Annotated in this window: 17 protein-coding genes and 4 tRNA genes; 6 read left to right on the forward strand and 15 right to left on the reverse strand. The window is 41.0% G+C overall.

What is annotated here, in order from left to right; genetic code table 11:
- Nucleotides 1-37: 37 nt before the first annotated feature.
- The 5 genes from ACNSN3_RS09915 to pspA all read right to left on the reverse strand — a co-directional run bounded on the left by ACNSN3_RS09915 (nucleotide 38) and on the right by pspA (nucleotide 3,896).
- Nucleotides 38-1,063, reverse strand: a complete 1,026-nt coding sequence (locus ACNSN3_RS09915) for a TIGR01620 family protein (RefSeq protein WP_418607219.1) — start codon at nucleotides 1,061-1,063, stop codon at nucleotides 38-40.
- Entirely contained in the window at nucleotides 1,060-2,478 is a 1,419-nt protein-coding gene (locus tag ACNSN3_RS09920) for a YcjX family protein (protein WP_054202406.1), read from the reverse strand. Before ACNSN3_RS09920 ends, ACNSN3_RS09915 begins: the two co-directional genes overlap by 4 nt.
- 63 nt (nucleotides 2,479-2,541) lie before the next feature.
- A complete protein-coding gene (pspC, locus tag ACNSN3_RS09925) occupies nucleotides 2,542-2,943 on the reverse strand; it encodes an envelope stress response membrane protein PspC (RefSeq protein ID WP_054202405.1) in 402 nt (133 codons plus the stop codon).
- On the reverse strand, nucleotides 2,940-3,173 hold the full coding sequence (pspB, locus tag ACNSN3_RS09930; RefSeq protein WP_010388090.1) for an envelope stress response membrane protein PspB: 234 nt from the start codon (nucleotides 3,171-3,173) through the stop codon (nucleotides 2,940-2,942). Before pspB ends, pspC begins: the two co-directional genes overlap by 4 nt.
- A gap of 63 nt (nucleotides 3,174-3,236) precedes the next feature.
- Nucleotides 3,237-3,896 (reverse strand): phage shock protein PspA, encoded by a 660-nt coding sequence (gene pspA, locus ACNSN3_RS09935; protein WP_010388087.1) that lies wholly within the window; start codon nucleotides 3,894-3,896, stop codon nucleotides 3,237-3,239.
- Between the two features lie 186 nt (nucleotides 3,897-4,082).
- On the opposite strand from pspA, the gene pspF reads away from it, so the two are divergent.
- The 6 genes from pspF to ACNSN3_RS09965 are packed head-to-tail and all read left to right on the forward strand — an operon-like array spanning nucleotide 4,083 to nucleotide 10,437.
- Entirely contained in the window at nucleotides 4,083-5,147 is a 1,065-nt protein-coding gene (pspF, locus tag ACNSN3_RS09940; RefSeq protein WP_010388085.1) for a phage shock protein operon transcriptional activator, read from the forward strand.
- Between the two features lie 14 nt (nucleotides 5,148-5,161).
- A complete protein-coding gene (locus ACNSN3_RS09945) occupies nucleotides 5,162-6,769 on the forward strand; it encodes an ABC transporter substrate-binding protein (RefSeq protein WP_054202404.1) in 1,608 nt (535 codons plus the stop codon).
- The gene (locus tag ACNSN3_RS09950) at nucleotides 6,769-7,803 is read left to right on the forward strand and encodes an ABC transporter permease (protein WP_010388081.1); all 1,035 of its coding nucleotides are present in this window, start codon (nucleotides 6,769-6,771) and stop codon (nucleotides 7,801-7,803) included. The genes ACNSN3_RS09945 and ACNSN3_RS09950 overlap by 1 nt, the downstream gene beginning before the upstream one ends.
- Nucleotides 7,790-8,683, forward strand: a complete 894-nt coding sequence (locus ACNSN3_RS09955) for an ABC transporter permease subunit (RefSeq protein ID WP_010388079.1) — start codon at nucleotides 7,790-7,792, stop codon at nucleotides 8,681-8,683. Before ACNSN3_RS09950 ends, ACNSN3_RS09955 begins: the two co-directional genes overlap by 14 nt.
- Nucleotides 8,684-9,676 carry an oligopeptide/dipeptide ABC transporter ATP-binding protein gene (locus ACNSN3_RS09960; RefSeq protein ID WP_010388077.1) on the forward strand — a complete coding sequence of 331 codons (993 nt, stop codon included), beginning with the start codon at nucleotides 8,684-8,686 and terminating at the stop codon, nucleotides 9,674-9,676.
- Complete coding sequence (locus ACNSN3_RS09965; protein WP_054202403.1) at nucleotides 9,676-10,437, forward strand: ATP-binding cassette domain-containing protein; 762 nt, start codon at nucleotides 9,676-9,678, stop codon at nucleotides 10,435-10,437. Before ACNSN3_RS09960 ends, ACNSN3_RS09965 begins: the two co-directional genes overlap by 1 nt.
- A gap of 51 nt (nucleotides 10,438-10,488) precedes the next feature.
- On the opposite strand, the gene ACNSN3_RS09970 is transcribed toward ACNSN3_RS09965, so the two are convergent.
- The 10 genes from ACNSN3_RS09970 to ACNSN3_RS10015 all read right to left on the reverse strand — a co-directional run bounded on the left by ACNSN3_RS09970 (nucleotide 10,489) and on the right by ACNSN3_RS10015 (nucleotide 19,810).
- Nucleotides 10,489-12,390 carry a SurA N-terminal domain-containing protein gene (locus ACNSN3_RS09970; protein WP_054202402.1) on the reverse strand — a complete coding sequence of 634 codons (1,902 nt, stop codon included), beginning with the start codon at nucleotides 12,388-12,390 and terminating at the stop codon, nucleotides 10,489-10,491.
- 173 nt (nucleotides 12,391-12,563) lie between these two features.
- The gene (locus ACNSN3_RS09975; protein WP_256872136.1) at nucleotides 12,564-12,863 is read right to left on the reverse strand and encodes an HU family DNA-binding protein; all 300 of its coding nucleotides are present in this window, start codon (nucleotides 12,861-12,863) and stop codon (nucleotides 12,564-12,566) included.
- 183 nt (nucleotides 12,864-13,046) lie between these two features.
- Nucleotides 13,047-15,407, reverse strand: a complete 2,361-nt coding sequence (gene lon, locus ACNSN3_RS09980; RefSeq protein WP_054202401.1) for an endopeptidase La — start codon at nucleotides 15,405-15,407, stop codon at nucleotides 13,047-13,049.
- Nucleotides 15,408-15,556: 149 nt separating this feature from the next.
- Nucleotides 15,557-16,840: an ATP-dependent protease ATP-binding subunit ClpX gene (gene clpX / locus ACNSN3_RS09985; RefSeq protein ID WP_010388064.1), complete on the reverse strand. Its 1,284-nt coding sequence runs from the start codon at nucleotides 16,838-16,840 to the stop codon at nucleotides 15,557-15,559.
- 131 nt (nucleotides 16,841-16,971) lie between these two features.
- Entirely contained in the window at nucleotides 16,972-17,589 is a 618-nt protein-coding gene (gene clpP, locus ACNSN3_RS09990; RefSeq protein ID WP_008111041.1) for an ATP-dependent Clp endopeptidase proteolytic subunit ClpP, read from the reverse strand.
- A gap of 159 nt (nucleotides 17,590-17,748) precedes the next feature.
- On the reverse strand, nucleotides 17,749-19,053 hold the full coding sequence (tig, locus tag ACNSN3_RS09995; RefSeq protein ID WP_418607223.1) for a trigger factor: 1,305 nt from the start codon (nucleotides 19,051-19,053) through the stop codon (nucleotides 17,749-17,751).
- A 352-nt stretch (nucleotides 19,054-19,405) separates the two neighbouring features.
- Nucleotides 19,406-19,482, reverse strand: a tRNA-Pro gene (locus ACNSN3_RS10000).
- A 56-nt stretch (nucleotides 19,483-19,538) separates the two neighbouring features.
- Nucleotides 19,539-19,615: transfer RNA gene (locus ACNSN3_RS10005), tRNA-Pro, on the reverse strand.
- Nucleotides 19,616-19,633: 18 nt separating this feature from the next.
- Nucleotides 19,634-19,709, reverse strand: a tRNA-His gene (locus ACNSN3_RS10010).
- Nucleotides 19,710-19,733: 24 nt separating this feature from the next.
- Nucleotides 19,734-19,810, reverse strand: a tRNA-Arg gene (locus ACNSN3_RS10015).
- Nucleotides 19,811-19,839 lie beyond the last annotated feature (29 nt).

A 19,839-nucleotide genomic window follows, 5' to 3' on the forward strand; every position in this document is an offset into this window, starting at 1 on the left:
CAAAAAGCTGTACACAAATATTGCCAACGAAGTCTCACTACTTAGTTTCAGCTCCCTTACGGCTCATAATTTTACTCGCAATCCCTTGGACTGTGCCTTTTAACAAGCTGCGCTTGTTTTCAAGACGCGGTAAGGGTCGGCTTAACTCCATAGCTTTGTAACCAATACGCGCTGTAAATATACCGGCACTAACACCTTGTGCAGCTCGCCCTGAAAGCTTGCCTAATAATTCAGCACTGAGTGCCGTGGCGGCTAAATCAGATACGAGCTCTGCACTGCCTACAAACATTACTTGCTTAATAAGCATCCGGTAAAGTTTAATACGGCTGGCATAACCAAAGCCAATGCCATATATGCGGCCTATTTGCTCTATTAATTTAGTGCCACTCCACAGTACAGCCATCATATCCACCAGCGCAATTGGGCTTAGAGCAACTAATAAAGCTGACTCTGTTGCAAAACGGTTTATTAACTTTTTAGCTTGATTGTCTTGCGTTATCAGTAAGCTATTCGCGTACAGAGACATTATTTCTTTGTCACTGTGGTGCGTAGCGACCTGATTTTTAAAGTTTTCGAAATTATCTAATTGCTGATGTTTATTAAGCTTTTCAAGCCAAGGTATCGCCCCGCCTACCTGCTCACTATTGAGCAAACGGTTAGCTTCATGGCGGTGTAGCTGATTACGCTTTAAGCTGCGTAACATTCTATATTCACGCCACAATAAACGCGATATCAGTAGTACACCGGTTATTACAGCGGTTAAGTACACCCCACCTAAAATAACCGACTGCTGAAACGCCAATACAATTGAAAATGCGAACTCAAATAATATTAAAACAATAAAGCTCAGTGCAAATAGGCCTTTAAGGGTTTGCCACTTAGACTTTTTATATACAGGCTCAATATCGATTTCAGGTTCAATTAGATCGTCGCTATCTTTGCTAGGCTGCTCACTTTGTCCCTGCTCTACGACTTTAGCCGCTAATAAATCTGGTTCATTCTGCTCAATGTTTTGGGCATTAATACGACGCCCAGCTTGAAATTGGTGTGTTGACTCACTCATGTTAACTTATCTCCTAACAAGTACTGCATCACATGGTCTAAGCGAATGTGCTTAAGCTGTTGATCTGGGCTTGGCATAGGTGCAAATGATAAAAACTCAAACCCATGTGCTGGCCACTCACTTTTATTGAGCATTCTGCTCGGCGGCTGAGGAGGCAGGTAAGTTAGCCACTGTTGTTCATTCAATGGCTTGCCATAGATACAGTCGAGTGTTTGCCCCTTATCAACCACTTGGCGAGACACAGTGGCAGCAATTGATGACATCGCCAGTGTTTCTATTTTTACCCCATCAAATTTTAAGTGATTGCTTTGCTCTTTAACTAACGAATCGAGTAACAGTGCAAGATCTTTGTGATGCTTCGCACTGATGTGATCGGACTTATTAGCAGCAAATAATATTTTATCTATATTAGGTTTAAACAAGCGTTTAAAAAAACCAGAATCACCATAGCTAAAGTGTGACAATAACTGATTGATCACTCGACTTTGCTCAGCCAACGTTTCATAACCTTCATTTAATGCACTCAGTACATCTACCAAGACGATTTGACGGTCAAAATGGCGAAAGTGCTCATTATAAAAAGGTTTAACGACTTCTTTTACGTAAGCATCAAAACGTTTAATTAAATGCGCTAAGTTAGAACCAGCCACTACATCGTCACTGATTTTTTCAGGACTAATTGGAAAAAATAGTAATAATGGTGCACCTTGCAAGTCACCCGGCATTAACATCCGCCCTGGCTGTAACATAGCAAGCTTAGTGTCTTTTTTTAGCCCTACCAACATAGTTTGATAACATCGCGCAATATCAGCCAGTGCGTTTTCATCTACCGGTGCATCTAAATCAAGCTGCTCTATGGATTGTAAAAATTCAGCTGAGCTTTTATCACGTGGCGTTTGGCTAAGTAATGGATATTGTTGCTCGCACCATTGCTCAAAGCTTTGCGCGAGCATAGGTAGGTCAAGCAACCATTCACCAGGATAGTCAATAATATCTAAATACAGCGTCGATTGGGGTGAGAAATGACCGCGCAGACCCGCGTTGCTTTGGTATTTAATCGCCAAACGTAAAGTATTTATTCGTTCGGTAGAAGCGGGCCATGCAGGGTCGCCTTCACTTGGCAGTAAAGCACTTATTGCACGGTTATAATCAAAAGTGGGAACATTTAATGCCTCTTGCGGCACAATTTTAGTAGCAATGTGGCGATGTTCACGCATCACATCAAAAAAAGGTAAGTTGTTGTCATTCGCCTGAGAGGTTAAATGCTTAACTAACGCGCTTATAAACGCCGTTTTACCACTGCCGCTCAGCCCTGTTACGGCAAGTTTAACGTGTTGATCTAAACTACGATGCAGGGCTTTTTGTGCTTTGCCTTTAACGCTTTTAAAGGTCTTTTTTGCAAATGATTGGCTCATAAAGTGTTTTGCACCTTAGTTGCCGTCATTGAGCACGCTGCAAACAAGGTGCTTATCAATCCCTTAAAGTTTATTAATTTCACGGCTGACCGTAAACTCGCTTGAAGTAACGTAGCGTTCCATGTTTTGAAGGCGGCTATCTACACGAGTTAATCGCTCTTTTAAGTCTTGCAGCGCACGACGCGGTGGCTCGCCTTTTTGCCATACTTTAAATTTTACTTCTAGCGGATCACCGCCATACGTTGATTGTGTTTTACTTACAGCACTGGGTTGTTTTTTATCTAAAATAAACCACGCTGCAATATACGCTACCACAAATAATGGGCCACCAGTTAGTAGTACAGCACTAACAAAAATAATGCGAACTAACCATAACTCCATATTAAAGTAGTCACTTAATCCCGCACATACACCGGCAATTTTACCGCGCTGTGGGTCTCTTAATAATTCGCGTTTGGTGTTCATACTTTTTGTCTCCACTGTGGTGACTCTTGATCAAGTAACGCTTCTAATGTCTCGATTCTATCAGTCATTTTTTCAGCTTTTTGAGCAAGCTCCAATAACTGGTGATGCTCATGCTCGCTTAACCCTTGGCTTACCTGCTTTTTGCTTCGGTAGTGTAAAATTAACCACAGTGGTGCAACAAAAATCATAAACAAGATAAAGGGTGCAATTAGTATCTCTGGATCAAACATAATCCTCTCCTGACAATCCGTATTCAATGTTGATGTCAGGGGCACAAGGCCCCTGTTTTATATTTATTTATTCGAGAGTTTCTTTTTAAGTTCAGCTAACTCGTCGTCAATTTTTTCATTCTTTTGTAAATCAGCAATTTCATCTGCTAACGTTTGTTTACCCAAATCGTAAGACTCTATTTGAGATTCTAGCCCATCAATTTTGGTTTCGTAACGTTCAAAACGATTAAGTGCATCATCCACTTTAGAACTATCAAGTGCTTTTTTAACCTCAAGGCGCGACTCAGCCGAGCGTTGACGTAAAATAATCGCTTTTTGACGTGCTTTAGCATCCGCTAGTTTCTCTTGTAGCGTAGTCACTTCTTGCTGTAGTTTCTCGATATGAGATTCTACATGATCAAGTTCACTTTCTACTGCAGCGACTGCATCGGCTGATTTTTGCTTTTCAAGTAAAGCTGAGCGAGCTAAATCATCACGATCTTTGCTCAGTGCTAATTCGGCTTTGTCTTGCCAATCGCTTACTTGGGCTTTTAGTGTATCTACGCGACGTACTAATTCTTTTTTCTCAGCAAGGGTTTTTGCTGACGTAGAGCGTACCTCTACAAGTGTATCTTCCATCTCTTGGATAATAAGACGAACCATTTTTTCAGGATCTTCTGCTTTATCTAAAATGGCATTGATATTAGAATTAACAATGTCTGCAAAACGTGAAAAAATTCCCATAACATATACCTCTATTATTTAATCTAAATGTGTCTGCTTTTATTAGTATCAATATGCTTGCCAACTTTTATATTTTTAAAATACCATTTATTTTCAATATGTTAAATGTAAATTACAAATTACTTTTGTTATCCGCCATAATGAAATACACTAACTGTTAGTAAAAATGACTAAGAGTTAGGAAATATGAGTCAATATCGCCAACAGGACAATTTACTTGGCCAATCAGACAGCTTTTTATCGGTACTTGATCAGGTTTCGCAACTGGCTAACCTAGATAAACCCGTACTTATTATTGGTGAACGTGGTACCGGTAAAGAGCTAATTGCAGCACGTTTACACTTTTTATCCAAACGCTGGGATCAAAGTTACGTCAAGCTTAACTGTGCGGCATTGAACGAAAACCTGCTCGAGAGTGAATTATTTGGTCATGAAAGTGGCGCTTTCACAGGCGCAAGTAAACGCCATGAAGGCCGGTTTGAGCGCGCCAATAGTGGTACCTTGTTCTTAGATGAGTTAGCAAATACCTCTGCCATGGTGCAAGAAAAGCTATTAAGAGTGATTGAGTATGGTGAGTTTGAGCGTGTTGGCGGCAAGCAAACCGTTAAAGTAGACACTCGCTTAGTCTGTGCAACCAATGAAGACTTACCCCATTTAGCACAACAAGGTGAATTTAGAAGTGATTTACTCGATAGACTCGCGTTTGATGTGATCACCTTACCGCCACTGCGTGAACGTCAAGATGACATTATGTTGCTGGCTGAACAGTTTGCGATGAACATGGCACGAGACCTTGAGTGGGAGCTATTTAGTGGTTTTACCCGCAGTGCACAAGAAAGTTTACTCAGTTATGAGTGGCCGGGTAATGTCCGTGAACTTAAAAATGTGGTAGAACGAAGTCTGTATCGCCACGGCAATGAACATATTCCTGTACATAAAATTATTTTAGACCCATTCGAAAGTCGCTTTAGACCTAAAGCCCGCATAAAACATGCACAAGCACCTGCTATAATACAATCTGAACCGACTACTCATGCACAGCCTATAGAAGCGCCTGTAGCATTGAGTTCAAGTACCAAAGAACCTGAGTTTCCATGCGACTTAAAAACGCTCTCTAATGAATTTGAAATTACATTGATAAAAAAAGCATTAGAACATAGCCAATTTAATCAAAAGAAGACTGCAGAAGTACTTGGTTTAACGTATCATCAACTACGTGGTTATTTGAAAAAATACAATTTGCTAGAATAGTAGAGGTTGTGCGGGTGCATAAATTATTACTTGCTTTAATATCATTGAGCTTAGTAGGTTGCATTGATAGTAAAGAAGAAATCTTAGAAGAAAAAAACCAAGGCCTTGTTTATTGCGCCGAGGCTAACCCTGTGTCGTTTAACCCACAAGTCACAACCACAGGATCGACTATCGATATTATTGCTAACCAGTTATACGACCGGTTAATTAGTATTGACCCCGTGACCGCCGAATTTAAGAGTGAACTTGCCACTGATTGGAAGATCAGTAAAGACGGTAAATCGGTTACCTTCACTTTGCGCAAAGGAGTTAAGTTTCATACCACCTCTTATTTTACTCCTAGTCGTGAATTTAACGCTGATGATGTAATATTTACTTTTAGTCGATTATTCGACGTTTATAATCCTTATCACTTTATTGGCGATGCTAATTACCCTTACTTTCAAAGTGTGGGGATTGACCAGCTAATTCGTAAAATTGTTAGAGTCTCTGATCATCAAGTACGATTTGAGTTATTTAATGCCGAGAGCAGCTTTTTAGCTAATATGGCGACCGATTTTGCTGTCGTGCTCTCTAAAGAATATGCCATGGCGCTCAAAGCTAATAATCAAGAAAACCTATTTGATCAATACCCGATTGGCACAGGCCCCTATATTTATAAAGAGTACCGACGCGATCATTTAGTGCGCTTTTATAAAAACGCTGATTATTGGAAGCATGAGGTTGCCCTTGAGCAATTGGTGTACGACATTACCCCAAATGGTACCACCCGTATCGCTAAAATATTGACCAAAGAGTGTGATGTAACCGCACACCCGAGTAGTGCCCAATTAAGTATTTTAGCGCAGCGTGATGATATTAACGTTGAAAGAGAAACTAACTTAAATATTGGTTACTGGGCATTTAATACCGAGCGTCCACCGTTTGATAACTTAAAAGTACGTCAAGCATTGGTTCATGCCATTGATGTAGATAAAATAATGCAAGCGGTATATTACGGGAATGGACTGCGTGCACAATCTATTCTTCCGCCTACGTCATGGGCATTTGAACTACAAAAAAACATGCCTATTTTTGACCCACAGTTAGCAAAAAAATTATTAACTGAAGCAGGTTTTCCAAAAGGCTTTGATATGAGCATTTGGGCTATGCCGGTAAGCCGTATTTATAACCCCAACGCCCGCAAAATGGCTGAGCTAATGCAAAGTGATTTACGCAAAATTGGCGTTAATGTAAATATTGTAGAATATGAGTGGAACACCTTTATTCAACGTATTGGAGAGCATCGCCACGACAGTGTGTTATTAGGTTGGGCAGCTGATACGCCTGATCCCGATAACTTTTTTAGCCCATTATTAAGTTGTACTGCGACATTCAGCGGCAAAAACCCTGCAAACTGGTGTAACCCTGAATTTGATTTACTGCTAACCAAAGCGTTAGACACCACAGATTTAAATTTACGTAAACAATATTACGACGCAGCACAAAGCATGATCATCAAACAATTGCCTTTACTGCCAATTGCCCATGGCATGCGTTTTCAAGCAAGTAGCGCAGATGTTGAGGGCATTACCTTAGGGCCATTCGGTGCTATTTCGTTGGCTAACGCGAGGAAAAAATAATGATCTTAGATTATATTTTACGCCGCCTCGGACTGTTATTTTTTATGGTGTTGCTACTCAGTATTTTTACCTTTTCGTTGAGTTATTTATTTCCTGGCGATCCGCTCAGTAACTTAAGCGGCATACCTGACACTAACTTTACCCAAAATGCGCAGTTAGAAGAAAAGTACTTATTTAACAGTAACTACTTTATGCAGTACATCGCCTTTGTAGGACGAATTTTACAAGGGGATTGGGGAATGTCATTCGCCTCGGGGAGCAGTGTTTTCGCCCATGTGGTTGATTTAATTCCTGCAACGTTAGAGCTAAGTATCTATGCGTTATTTATTTCGGTGGTAGTGGGTGTGCCTGTCGGTATTTTAGCATCGGCATATAATAAACAATGGCCTGATAAATTTATTAGCTCTACAGCGATGATTGGCTATTCTATGCCGATTTTTTGGCTGGCATTATTATTAATTATGATTTTTTCGCTCAAGCTTGGCTGGTTTCCCATGTCGGGGCGAGTGAGCTTGTTGTATGAGATACCCGCGAGCACAGGATTTATTTTGCTGGATATTTTACTCGCTGATTTTCCTTACAATGGTTTGGCCATGTTAGATGCGCTGCATCACCTTACTTTACCTACTATTGTACTTGCTATGTATCCAACCACGGTATTAGTGCGCTTTACTCGCGAATCGATGTTAAAAGTGATGGATCAAAACTTCATTAAAACAGCTCGCGCCAAAGGGCTTACTCGTGGGCAGCTTATTATTCATCACGCCCTAAGAAATGCCTTACTACCGGTTATAAAACAAATAGGTTTGCAGTTTAGTACCTTGATCACCCTAGCGATGATCACTGAAGTTATTTTTTCGTGGCCTGGGATCGGTCGCTGGTTAATAGACAGTATTTATCAACGTGATTATCCCGCCATACAAGGTGGGTTAATGGCCGTCTCTTTATTTATTATTATTGCCACAATTATGGCCGAACTGACCTACACCCTACTCGATCCTCTGTCTCGGAACCAAGCGCATGGCAAAGTTTAACTTATTTTCAGAAGATTCAAATAAATCGCCATTAGCGAGACTCTGGCGAAAGTTTAAAAATAACCACCCTGCACTGGTTGGTTTATGGGTGTTTATTGCCTTTAGCCTGTTAGCGGCTACCGCGCCTTTTCTTGCGCCTTATGGGGTAAATCAACAGCACAGTGATGCACTATTACTGCCTCCCTCGTGGAATGAAATGGGCGATGTGCGGTTTATACTTGGCACCGATGATTTAGGCCGAGATGTGCTGTCTCGTTTAATGAATGGCGCCACATATACGTTCGGGTTATCGGTTGTGGCTGCACTGATCACCACTGTTATTGGTGTGTTGGTAGGTACCTTTGCAGGGATCAGTAAAGGCATACGTTCTAGTTTTTTGAACCACTTACTGGATGTAACGCTGTCAATTCCCTCATTGTTACTGGCCATCATTATTATTGCCATACTCGGGCCTGGATTAATGAATACCGTATGGGCAATTATTTTAGCCTTATTACCCCAGTTTATTCATTCAATTAGAAACCTGATAGTTGACGAACTTGGCAAAGATTATGTTACAGCCTACCGCTTAGATGGCGCCTCTAAATGGCATATTTTATCACGCGGGATTTTTCCTAATGTGTATGAATATATTGTAGTTATTTTTACGATGGCGCTTTCTACTGCTATTTTAGATATTGCGGCATTAGGTTTTTTAAAACTGGGTGCACAGCCGCCGACTACTGAATGGGGCGCAATTTTAGCAGAGAACTTAGGACTTATATATTTAGCACCTTGGACGGTAGCATTGCCGGGCGTGCTGTTATTTTTAGCGGTTCTTTCAACAAACTTAGTGGGCGATGGACTTCGCAAAGTTTTACAAGCGCGTAAGGCCGATTAGATGCAGTTACTAGATATTCGAAATTTAACCATTGAACTTCAAACTTCCGAAACCGCCATTCGTGCTGTTGATCGCGTAAGCTTTAGTTTAAAAGAAGGTGAAGTACACGCTTTAGTGGGCGAATCAGGCTCTGGCAAAAGCTTAATTGCAAAAGCCATCGTCGGCGTGCTTAATGAGCGCTGGGTGATAACCGCAGATAGAATGCATTGGCGTGGTGTTGACTTAATGCGCTTAACACCAGAGCAACGCCGTAAAACAGTTAGCCAAGACATTGCGATGATTTACCAAGACCCCAGTCGCTGTCTAGATCCTACTGCTAAAATATTTAACCAAATCGCTGAAACACTGCCTGAAGTGGCTGCTAAAGGATTTTTCTTAAAACGCAACCGAGAGCGTAAAGATCGTGTTAAAGCCTTAATACATAAAGTAGGTATTAAAAATCATGAAGCGGTGCTTGATAGCTACCCGCATGAGCTCTCTGAGGGCGTATGCCAAAAGGTTATGATAGCCATGGCGATTGCCCGTACACCGAAGCTACTCATTGCTGATGAGCCTACAACCGCACTAGAAAGCACCACCCGTGCACAGGTGTTTAGGTTATTAAAAAGTTTAAATCAGCTAAAGAACATGTCTATTTTGATGATCTCTCATGAGCTGGAAGAAATTGTTAATTGGTCGCATGGTATTCATGTGTTGTACTGCGGTCAAATGGTTGAAGCAGGTCCAACACACCGTATTTTTAGCCAACCTCGTCATCCGTATACGCAGGCTTTACTAAAAAGCCTGCCCGATTATGAGCATGGTTTAGCCCATAAAGAACCCTTTTATGCGCTTAAAGGCACCATACCAACATTACAACATTTACCGATTGGTTGTCGACTCGGTCCACGTTGCCCACAAGCACAAAAAGAATGTGTGGTTGCGCCTAAACTTTCAAAGCATCATGGTCATAGCTACGCCTGTCACTTCCCGCTGATCAAGGAAATAAAATAATGCAGCCACTGTTAAAAGTTCAAGCCTTATCAAAAACCTTTAACATGCGAGCGGGTCTGTTTAGCCGTAAAAAGTTTGATGTTTTAAAAAACATCTCATTTTGTATTGGTAAAGGTGAAACAATTGCCATTATTGGTGAAACAGGCTCAGGAAAAAGTACCCTGGCTAAATTATTAGTGGGTGCATACAGTGCCGATAGCGGGCAGATATTATTGGAGAATAACACTATAGAAAACAATGGTAATCGTGATGCGCAGTGTCGTTATATCCGAATGATTTTTCAAGACTCCGCCACCTCATTAAACCCAGCAGTGACCATTGCTGAAATGCTCGATGATTGCCTAAAATTCAATACTGATTTTGATAAAACTCAACGTAGTGAAAAAATTGGTAGTACGCTGCTTAAAGTGGGTCTACTGGTCGATCATCAGCAATACTATCCGCATATGTTTAGTGTGGGGCAATTACAGCGTGTAGCGCTCGCTCGCGCGCTTATATTAGATCCTAAGGTCGTTGTACTCGATGAGGCACTTTCATCGCTTGACCCTTCTGTAAGAGCGCAAATAGTAAATCTATTACTTAAACTACAGCTTGAAACTGGATTAACCTATATTTTGATCACCCATCATTTAAGTTTAGTGCGCCATATTAGCGACCAGCTAGTGGTACTCAATAAGGGTGAGATTGTTGAATACGGCGCTACAGAAACTATTTTTCAAAACCCGCAATCAAAGGTTACTCAGCGCTTATTGAGTTGTTAATGTCTAAACAAAAAAGGCGCCAATTGGCGCCCTTTTTAATTTAGCTATTACTTATTCAGCTGCTTGAGCTGCTTTTGGTACATTAAGCTCTGCTTGTTGCTTAAGCGATTCAATGAATACCGTATAGTTTTTCTGCGCTTGCGCCATAGTAATGTTTTGCTTCATTTGTGGCTCAATGTTGTCACTCACTGGTGCATCATTTACCGCTTTAAGCGCAACAATCGCTGCATCGCCATTATTTAAGTTAACCATATCATATACAGCCGCATCACTAGGATGTGCCATCTTGAATACTTGGGTAACGATAGCAGGTGAAACAGCAAAGCTTTCACGAGTTAGTTGCGACTCTTGACGAACGTTTAGTGATTGCTCAGCAGCCACATCGTTTAAGCTCTTGCCTTCTTTTACTTGTGCAAATAAGGTGCGTGCTTTTTCTTTTGCAAGGTCTGATGCCTTTTCATTCATTAAGCGTGTTTTAATTTGCTCACTTACCTCGCTTAATGCTTTCGTTGCCGCAGGTTGGTGCTCATTTACACGCACCACAATCACGTGCTCATTACCAAGCTCAATTACTTCTGAATTGACTTTATCTTCTAGTAGTTCAACTGATGATAAGGCAGTCACAACCGCTGGGTTATTAAGCGGCTCAGGAAGCGCGCTAAGCGCTAGTAAAGAAGTAGATTGTACTTCTACACCCGCCACTTCAGCAGCATCGTCTAAGCGATCAGAAATCTCAAAGGCTAATGCCCCCATTTCTGTTTGCTTCTCGTAAAACGCATCTACTTTTTCAGCTTGCTCAAGTTCAGCTCGTAAGTCAGCTTTAACCTCATCAAACGGTTTAACTTGTTGAGTTTGTAGATCAGTCAGTTTGATGATGTGATAACCAAATTCAGAGGCAACAACGTCAGAGTAATCACCTTTGTTTTGCAATGCGAACGCTGCATCTTCAAATGCTGGTTCCATAACATCACGTTCAATCCACTCTAAATCGCCACCCATTTCGGCACTAACAATGTCATCTGACGATGTCTCTGCTAGCTCAGCAAAATCAGCACCTGCGTTAAGCTGGGCAAGTAACGACTCAGCTTTCGCTTTAGCCGCATCATCATCTTCGCTATTGTCGATTAGAATATGCGATACACGACGCTTTTCTGGCTCAACATATTGCGCTTTACTCTGCTCGTAATATGCTTTTACATCATCTTCGCTTACCGATGCAACATCAATATCATCTGCATTTAGTTCGATGTAATTAACTGAAATTAATTCAGGTGATAAAAATTGACCTGCGTTTAATTCATAGTAATCCGCAACTTCTTGCTCTGTAACTTCAACATCAGCTTGCATTGCTTGTTTATCAATTACTAAATAATCAATGCTTCGTGTTTGCTGTTGCAACGCAATGGCTGATTTAAGCTCATTTGGCAGCGCAAAATCAGTACCCGCAACGGCAGATACTAACTGGCTACGCGTCATATCATCACGCAGGTATTCACGAAATGCGTCAGGTTGAAAATTCATTTGACGAATAACTTGTAAATAACGGTCGTTATTAAACTTATCGCCAATTTTAAAATAAGGTAGCTCTAAAATTGTTTTACGAACGCTTTCATCACTTACGCGCAAACCAAGCTCGGCAGCTAACTGACTTTGTAATTCTTGTTGTACTAAACGGTCAATCACACCTTGACGGATTTGAGCCATGTAAGTTGGATCAGCTGCTATTTGGGTAAAGTACTCACCAAATTGTTGTTCTAAGCGGCTACGTTCATTTTGAAACGCACGGCTAAATTCTGTTTGGCTAATTTTAATTCCATTTACTTCAGCAACGGGTTGTTCTGTGGTTTGACCTAAGTAACTACCGATCCCAGCTAAGGCAAAAGATAAAATCACCGCGCCTAAAATGACTTTGGCTACCGGCCCTTGCGAACCTTCTCTGATTTTCTCAAGCATTTGTTTATCTCTTTTCTGAGCAAGGTATTTTCTACCTTGTCATATGTAAAAAAAGCGTATCTTACCAGATACGCTTTTTCACTTGAAGTAACTGGCGGTGAAGTAACTTAATTTATCGATTGCAATAATTAAGCGTATCTTTACTCGCCATAACTAAATTGTTTACACAATGATTAGTTTACTGCGTCTTTAAGCGCTTTACCGGCTTTAAAAGCTGGGATGTTAGCTGCAGCAATTTGAATCGTTTCACCAGTTTGTGGGTTACGACCTGCACGAGCAGCACGCTCACGTACAGAGAAAGTACCAAAACCAACAAGTGCAACTGAGTCACCATCTTTTAGCGCGCCAGATACAGATTCGATGAATGAATCTAGTGCACGACCTGCAGCCGCTTTAGAAATGTCAGCATCAGCTGCGATTTGATCGATTAATTGAGATTTATTCACAATATCATCCTCTTTCATTGTTGTTATCAAGAGCGATTGTTTTTTAAACTAACATCACTGTTTTGAAATTTTTGAGCAATTTTTTTAAAGCTCATATGATTATATTTTTCTTAAGCCTAGGCCCTGCAAGGGCTAGGCTTGAAAACCAGTGCTTAACTTATCATACCGTTTAGATTTGAAAAGCCCCTAAAAGCACTTTTTTTGGCTTTTTTACTGCTTTTTTGGTGTTTCGACTGAAAAACTATCAACTGGATGCACTAAAGCAAGCTTCAATACTTCGTCAATCCACGTAACAGGGTGAATCTCAAGACCCGCCAATACGTTATCAGGTATCTCTTTTAAGTCACGTTCGTTAATTTTAGGGATCACCACCGTTTTAATACCACCTCGGTGAGCCGCTAATAATTTCTCTTTTAAACCACCAATAGGCAGTACTTCACCTCGTAGGGTAATCTCACCCGTCATGGCCACATCAGAGCGCACTGGATTGCCCGTTAGGCTTGAAACCAAACACGTAACCATTGCGATACCCGCACTTGGACCATCTTTAGGAGTTGCACCCTCAGGTACATGCACGTGAATATCACGTTTTTCATAAAAGTCGCTATTAATACGTAGCTCATCAGCACGATTACGCACAACAGTCATTGCCGCTTGAATCGACTCTTGCATTACATCGCCTAACGAGCCGGTGTAAGTCAATTTGCCTTTACCTGGTACTGCAGCACATTCAATCGTTAGTAAGTCACCGCCTACTTCTGTCCATGCTAGGCCAGTTACTTGGCCTATACGGTCGCCATCTTCTGCTTTACCATAATCAAAGCGTTGCACACCTAAGTACTCTTCAAGGTTATCTGCATCGATAGTGACCGTTTTGGTGTCTTTTTCCATTAAGATATTTTTAACCGCTTTACGGCATAATTTAGACACTTCACGCTCTAAGTTACGAACGCCCGCTTCACGCGTGTAATATCGAATAATACCGATAATGGCACTGTCAGCAATTTCAACTTCTTTCTCTTTTAAGCCATTACGCTTAACTTGCTTTGGAATTAAATGTTCTTTAGCTATATTTAATTTTTCATCTTCGGTATAACCGGCTAAACGAATAACTTCCATACGGTCCAATAAAGGCCCAGGAATATTAAAGCTATTAGAGGTAGCAACAAACATTACATCAGATAAGTCGTAATCGACTTCTAGGTAATGATCAGCAAAATGGCTGTTTTGCTCAGGATCAAGTACTTCAAGTAAAGCTGATGCAGGGTCTCCACGCATATCCGCTGACATTTTATCAATTTCATCTAACAAGAATAACGGGTTTTTAACGCCCACTTTAGTCATGTTTTGAATCAATTTACCAGGCATAGAGCCAATATAAGTACGACGGTGACCACGTATCTCAGCTTCATCACGTACACCACCCAGTGCCATACGAATGTACTTACGGCCAGTTGAACGCGCAATAGATTGCCCAAGAGAGGTTTTACCTACCCCTGGCGGCCCAACTAAACACAAAATAGGCCCTTTAAGCTTATTAGTACGCTGCTGTACCGCGAGGTATTCAATAATACGCTCTTTAACTTTATCAAGTCCGTAGTGATCGCTATCTAGTATTTTTTGCGCGCCTGCTAAATCTTTTTTCACTTTAGAGCGTTTTTTCCACGGTACGTTGATTAACGTATCTATGTATGAGCGAACAACACTAGCTTCTGCCGACATCGGCGACATCATTTTAAGTTTGTTAAACTCTGCCGTGGCTTTTTCTTTCGCTTCGTTAGGCATACCTGACTCTTCGATGCGTTTTTTTAGCGCTTCGAATTCATCTGGTACATCGTCAATTTCGCCAAGCTCTTTTTGAATCGCTTTCATTTGCTCATTGAGGTAATACTCACGCTGCGATTTTTCCATCTGCTTTTTAACGCGGGTACGAATTTTTTTCTCAACTTGCAGTAAGTCTATTTCACCTTCCATCAACGCCATTAAGTACTCTAAGCGCTCCGTAACGCTTGATATTTCAAGTACTTTTTGTTTTTCAGGCACTTTTAATGGCATGTGCGCAGCCATGGTATCAGCAAGACGCGCTGGCTCATCAATACCAGAGACCGAAGTCATCACTTCAGGTGGGATTTTTTTATTTAATTTTACGTAGCCTTCAAACTGGCTTAATGCACTGCGAATAAAAATATCTTGTTCTTGCTCGTTTACTGAATCAGATTCAATAAACTGAGCATTGGCAACAAAGAAATCTTCGTTATCAATAAACTCTTCGATATTTGCACGCTGCGTGCCTTCAACTAATACTTTTACTGTACCATCGGGTAGCTTTAATAATTGAAGTACAGTCGCAATTGTCCCTACACGATAAATATCGTCTTTCTCAGGCTCGTCTACAGTTGCATCTTTTTGTGCAACTAAGAAAATTTGTTTGTCTTTATCCATTGCCGCTTCAAGGCATTTTATTGATTTTTCACGGCCTACAAAAAGCGGGATCACCATGTGTGGATACACCACTACATCGCGCAGTGCTAGCACAGGGATTTCGACTCGATCGTTTCTCTCAAGCGTCATTGTATTTTCTCTTTGCACTTCATTTATTTAAAGATTACTCAAGTATATGGGGATAACCTAATTAAAGTTCAACAATTTTTGCCAACTCGATTAAATTAATTATAAAAAAAGGAGCCATTGGCTCCTTTTTTTTACAACTTGCTCAGAATTTAATCTGCTGCGGCTTGTTCTTGATTACTGCTGTCATAAATCAAGATTGGATCAGACTCACCTTTAATAACGGTTTCATCAACAACCACTTTACTTACGTTATCAATTGAAGGCAGCTCATACATAGTATCAAGCAATACACCTTCTACGATTGAACGCAGGCCACGTGCACCGGTTTTACGTTCCATTGCTTTGTGAGCAATAGCACGTAGTGCATCATCACGAAATTCAAGCTCAACGTCTTCCATCCCAAACAATACTGAAAATTGCTTAGTAATAGCGTTTTTAGGCTCACTTAAAATTTGTACCAGTGCAGCTTCATCAAGTTCAGTCAATGTAGCAACAACAGGTAAACGGCCAATAAACTCTGGAATTAAACCATATTTTACTAAATCTTCTGGCTCAACATCTTTAAATGTTTCACTTAAAGAGCGGCTCGCTGCCGACTCTTTAACGTTAACGCCAAAACCAATGCCAGTATTTTTGTGGCTACGCTGTTCAATAACTTTATCAAGACCAGCAAATGCGCCACCACAAATAAACAGAATTTTAGAAGTGTCTACTTGCAGGAACTCTTGCTGTGGATGTTTACGTCCACCTTGTGGCGGAACAGAAGCAACGGTACCTTCAATCAATTTAAGTAAGGCTTGTTGTACACCTTCACCTGATACATCACGGGTGATTGATGGGTTATCTGATTTACGTGAAATTTTGTCAATTTCATCAATGTAAACAATACCACGTTGTGCTTTTTCTACGTCGTAGTCACATTTTTGTAAAAGCTTTTGAATGATGTTTTCAACATCTTCACCCACATAACCGGCTTCGGTTAACGTGGTGGCATCGGCCATTGTAAACGGCACATCTAGCAAACGTGCTAACGTTTCAGCTAGTAGTGTTTTACCACTCCCCGTTGGACCAATTAATAAAATATTACTTTTACCTAGTTCAACGTCTTGTTTAGTTGATTGGTTGCGTAAACGCTTGTAGTGATTGTAAACCGCTACAGACAACACTTTTTTCGCATGCTCTTGGCCAATTACGTAGTCGTCTAAGTGGTTACGAATTTCTTTTGGCACAGGTAATTTGTCAGCGGCATCATGCTTAGGCGCGATGTCTTTAATTTCTTCCCTGATAATATCATTACACAGCTCTACACATTCATCACAAACGTATACTGAAGGTCCTGCAATTAATTTTCGAACTTCATGCTGGCTTTTGCCGCAAAAAGAGCAGTATAACAATTTATTACTTTTGTCGCCGTCTGTAGGAGTGTCAGACATTCAGCTACCTCATTTTATTACGTTGGCCACCAAAGTCTTGGTGGCTATTTTAATACGCTTTAACTATACCAAAATTTAGGCTTTTTCGCATAGTAACTCTCATTAGCAAGCATTACTGCTTGCAGGCATACTTACTTGCTACCGCGATTAGTAAATACTGAGTCAACAATACCGTAATCTACAGCTTGGCTTGCACTCATAAAGTTATCACGGTCTGTATCACGTGAAACAACATCAAGCGGTTGGCCAGTATGCTCAGCCATTAAGCGATTTAATTTGTCTTTAATAGACAGGATTTCTTTCGCGTGTATTTCAAAATCAGATGCTTGACCTTGGAATCCACCTAATGGTTGGTGAATCATTACACGTGAATTAGGTAAACAAAAACGTTTACCCTTAGCACCACCAGATAGTAAAAACGCACCCATGCTAGCCGCTTGGCCCACACAAATAGTACTTACATCAGGTTTGATGAAATTCATTGTATCGTAAATAGCCATTCCCGCAGTGACCGAGCCACCCGGTGAATTGATATATAAGAAGATATCTTTATCTGGGTTCTCTGATTCTAAGAAAAGCATTTGCGCTAAAATCAGATTTGCCATGTTGTCTTCAACTTGGCCCGTTAAAAAGATAATACGCTCTTTTAATAGTCTCGAATAAATATCAAACGAGCGCTCGCCTTTAGCTGTTTGCTCAACAACCATTGGTACTAATGCGTTTAGGGGATCTGTCATACCAGTGTTCATACTTATTTAATTCCTTATGCGCTTATACTTATTCTAAGAAAAGCATAATGATCATTTTTAGCTAATTAAGAACCACAAACTAAAATGGCCCGGGCACACTGCATAAACAGAGTAACACGAGCCATTTAATCGTTAGCGAGCGCTTAAGTCAATGACTTATTATGCACCTTGCTGTGGATTCATGATGTCATCAAATGCTTTTTCAACATCAGTCACAGTTGCTTTAGCTAAAATAGCTTCAACAGCTTGCTCTTCCATTGCTACATTACGCATTTGTTGCATTAGTTGATCATTTGCTTTGTAGTATTCTACTACTTCAGTTGGATCTTCGTATGCAGATGCTACAGTAGCGATAAGTGCTTCAACTTTAGCGTCATCAACTTTGATGTCGTTTGCTTTGATCACTTCGCCTAATAATAGGCCAGTTTTAACTCGTGTAACTGCTTGCTCATGGAACAATTCAGCTGGAAGCTCAGGCATATTTTGACCGTTACCACCAAAACGTTGAGCAGCTTGCTCACGTAAAGCGTCAACTTCTTGGTCGATTAATGCTTTAGGCACTTCAACTTCGTTTTGCTCTAAAAGACCTTTGATTGCTTGGTCTTTTACGTTAGCTTTAACCGCTTGGTCTAGCTCACGTGTCATGTTCTTTTTAACTTCTTCTTTAAGCGCGTCTACGCCGCCTTCGGCAACACCGAATTTAGTTGCAAACTCATCGCTTAATTCAGGTAATTCTTGCGCTTCAACTTTTTTCACTGTGATAGTGAATTGAGCCGCTTTACCTTTTAAGTTTTCAGCGTGGTAATCTTCAGGGAAGTTTACGTCAGCAACCACTTCTTCGCCTGCTTTTTTGCCTACGATGTTGTCTTCAAAACCTGGGATCATACGACCTTGGCCAAGTTCTAATGGGAAATCTTCAGCTTTGCCGCCTTCGAATTCTTCACCGTCGATAGTACCAACGAAATCAACCGTTACACGGTCGTTTGTGCCAGCAGCTGCATCAACGTCAGCCCAAGAAGCGTGTTGCTTACGAAGTGTCTCTAGCATGTTTGCTAAATCTTCATCAGTTACTTCTGCCGCTGGTTTTTCAACAGCAATTTTATCTAAACCTTGAACTTCAACTTCAGGGTAAACTTCAAATGTTGCTGAGAACTCTAAATCTTTACCTGCTTCAAGTGCTTTTGGAGCAAATGTAGGTGCGCCAGCAGGGTTAATTTTTTCAGCAACAATTGCTTCAATGTAATTACGTTGCATTACTTCGCCAGCAACTTCTTGACGAACAGCTGGTCCGAAACGCTTGTTGATTACTGATACTGGAACTTTACCAGCACGGAAACCGTCGATACGCTGCGTTTTTGACAGTTGTTGTAAGCGTTTTTTTACTTCGGTCTCAACGTTCTCTGCAGGAACGGTGATGGTCAGACGGCGCTCAAGGCCTTGAGTCGTCTCAACAGAAACTTGCATGATTTACCTCAATATTCAATTTTGGCGACTTTTCGCCTTCATTACAAACAAAGTAATCTATAGGCGTCTTGATAAAATTCAAGCCTTAGAGCTTAAAAAAATCCGTCGCTACCAGGAGATACCATTGCTGCTCTGCCCTAAGGGCACTATATTTTTAAACAAATAGACGCGGCATTATAACCTAATATTCATGATAGTCGAGTGTGGGGGGCAATTATTTGGGGTAGTTAAAGGCAGATAACGACTAAGCGAATAAAAAACAGGCTAATTAAACTGTATAGAATGAATAGAAGCAAAAAATAGAGTTATTTTAAATAAAATAGAGATTTAGAATATGGAGCTAAAGGGGAAATGGTCGGCGATGCAGGATTTGAACCTGCGACCCCTTGGACCCAAACCAAGTGCGCTACCAAACTGCGCTAATCGCCGATATAGATATTTTCTCGAATACTTAAACTTAGGATTTAAGACCACTTATAAAAAAGTGGTCGGCGATGCAGGATTTGAACCTGCGACCCCTTGGACCCAAACCAAGTGCGCTACCAAACTGCGCTAATCGCCGATATTCTTTTTTGTAAATTGGGGTGACTGATGGGGCTCGAACCCACGACAACCGGAATCACAATCCGGGGCTCTACCAACTGAGCTACAATCACCACGGCATTACAGTGTTTTCAAAATGGCGCACCCAGAAGGATTCGAACCTTCGACCGACGCCTTAGAAGGGCGTTGCTCTATCCAGCTGAGCTATGGGCGCATCGAAAACTTCATAGTTCACTAGTAAGT

This window comes from Pseudoalteromonas sp. US3C1004, from assembly GCF_048401065.1.
In the GTDB taxonomy this organism is placed as follows: Bacteria; Pseudomonadota; Gammaproteobacteria; order Enterobacterales; family Alteromonadaceae; genus Pseudoalteromonas; species Pseudoalteromonas undina.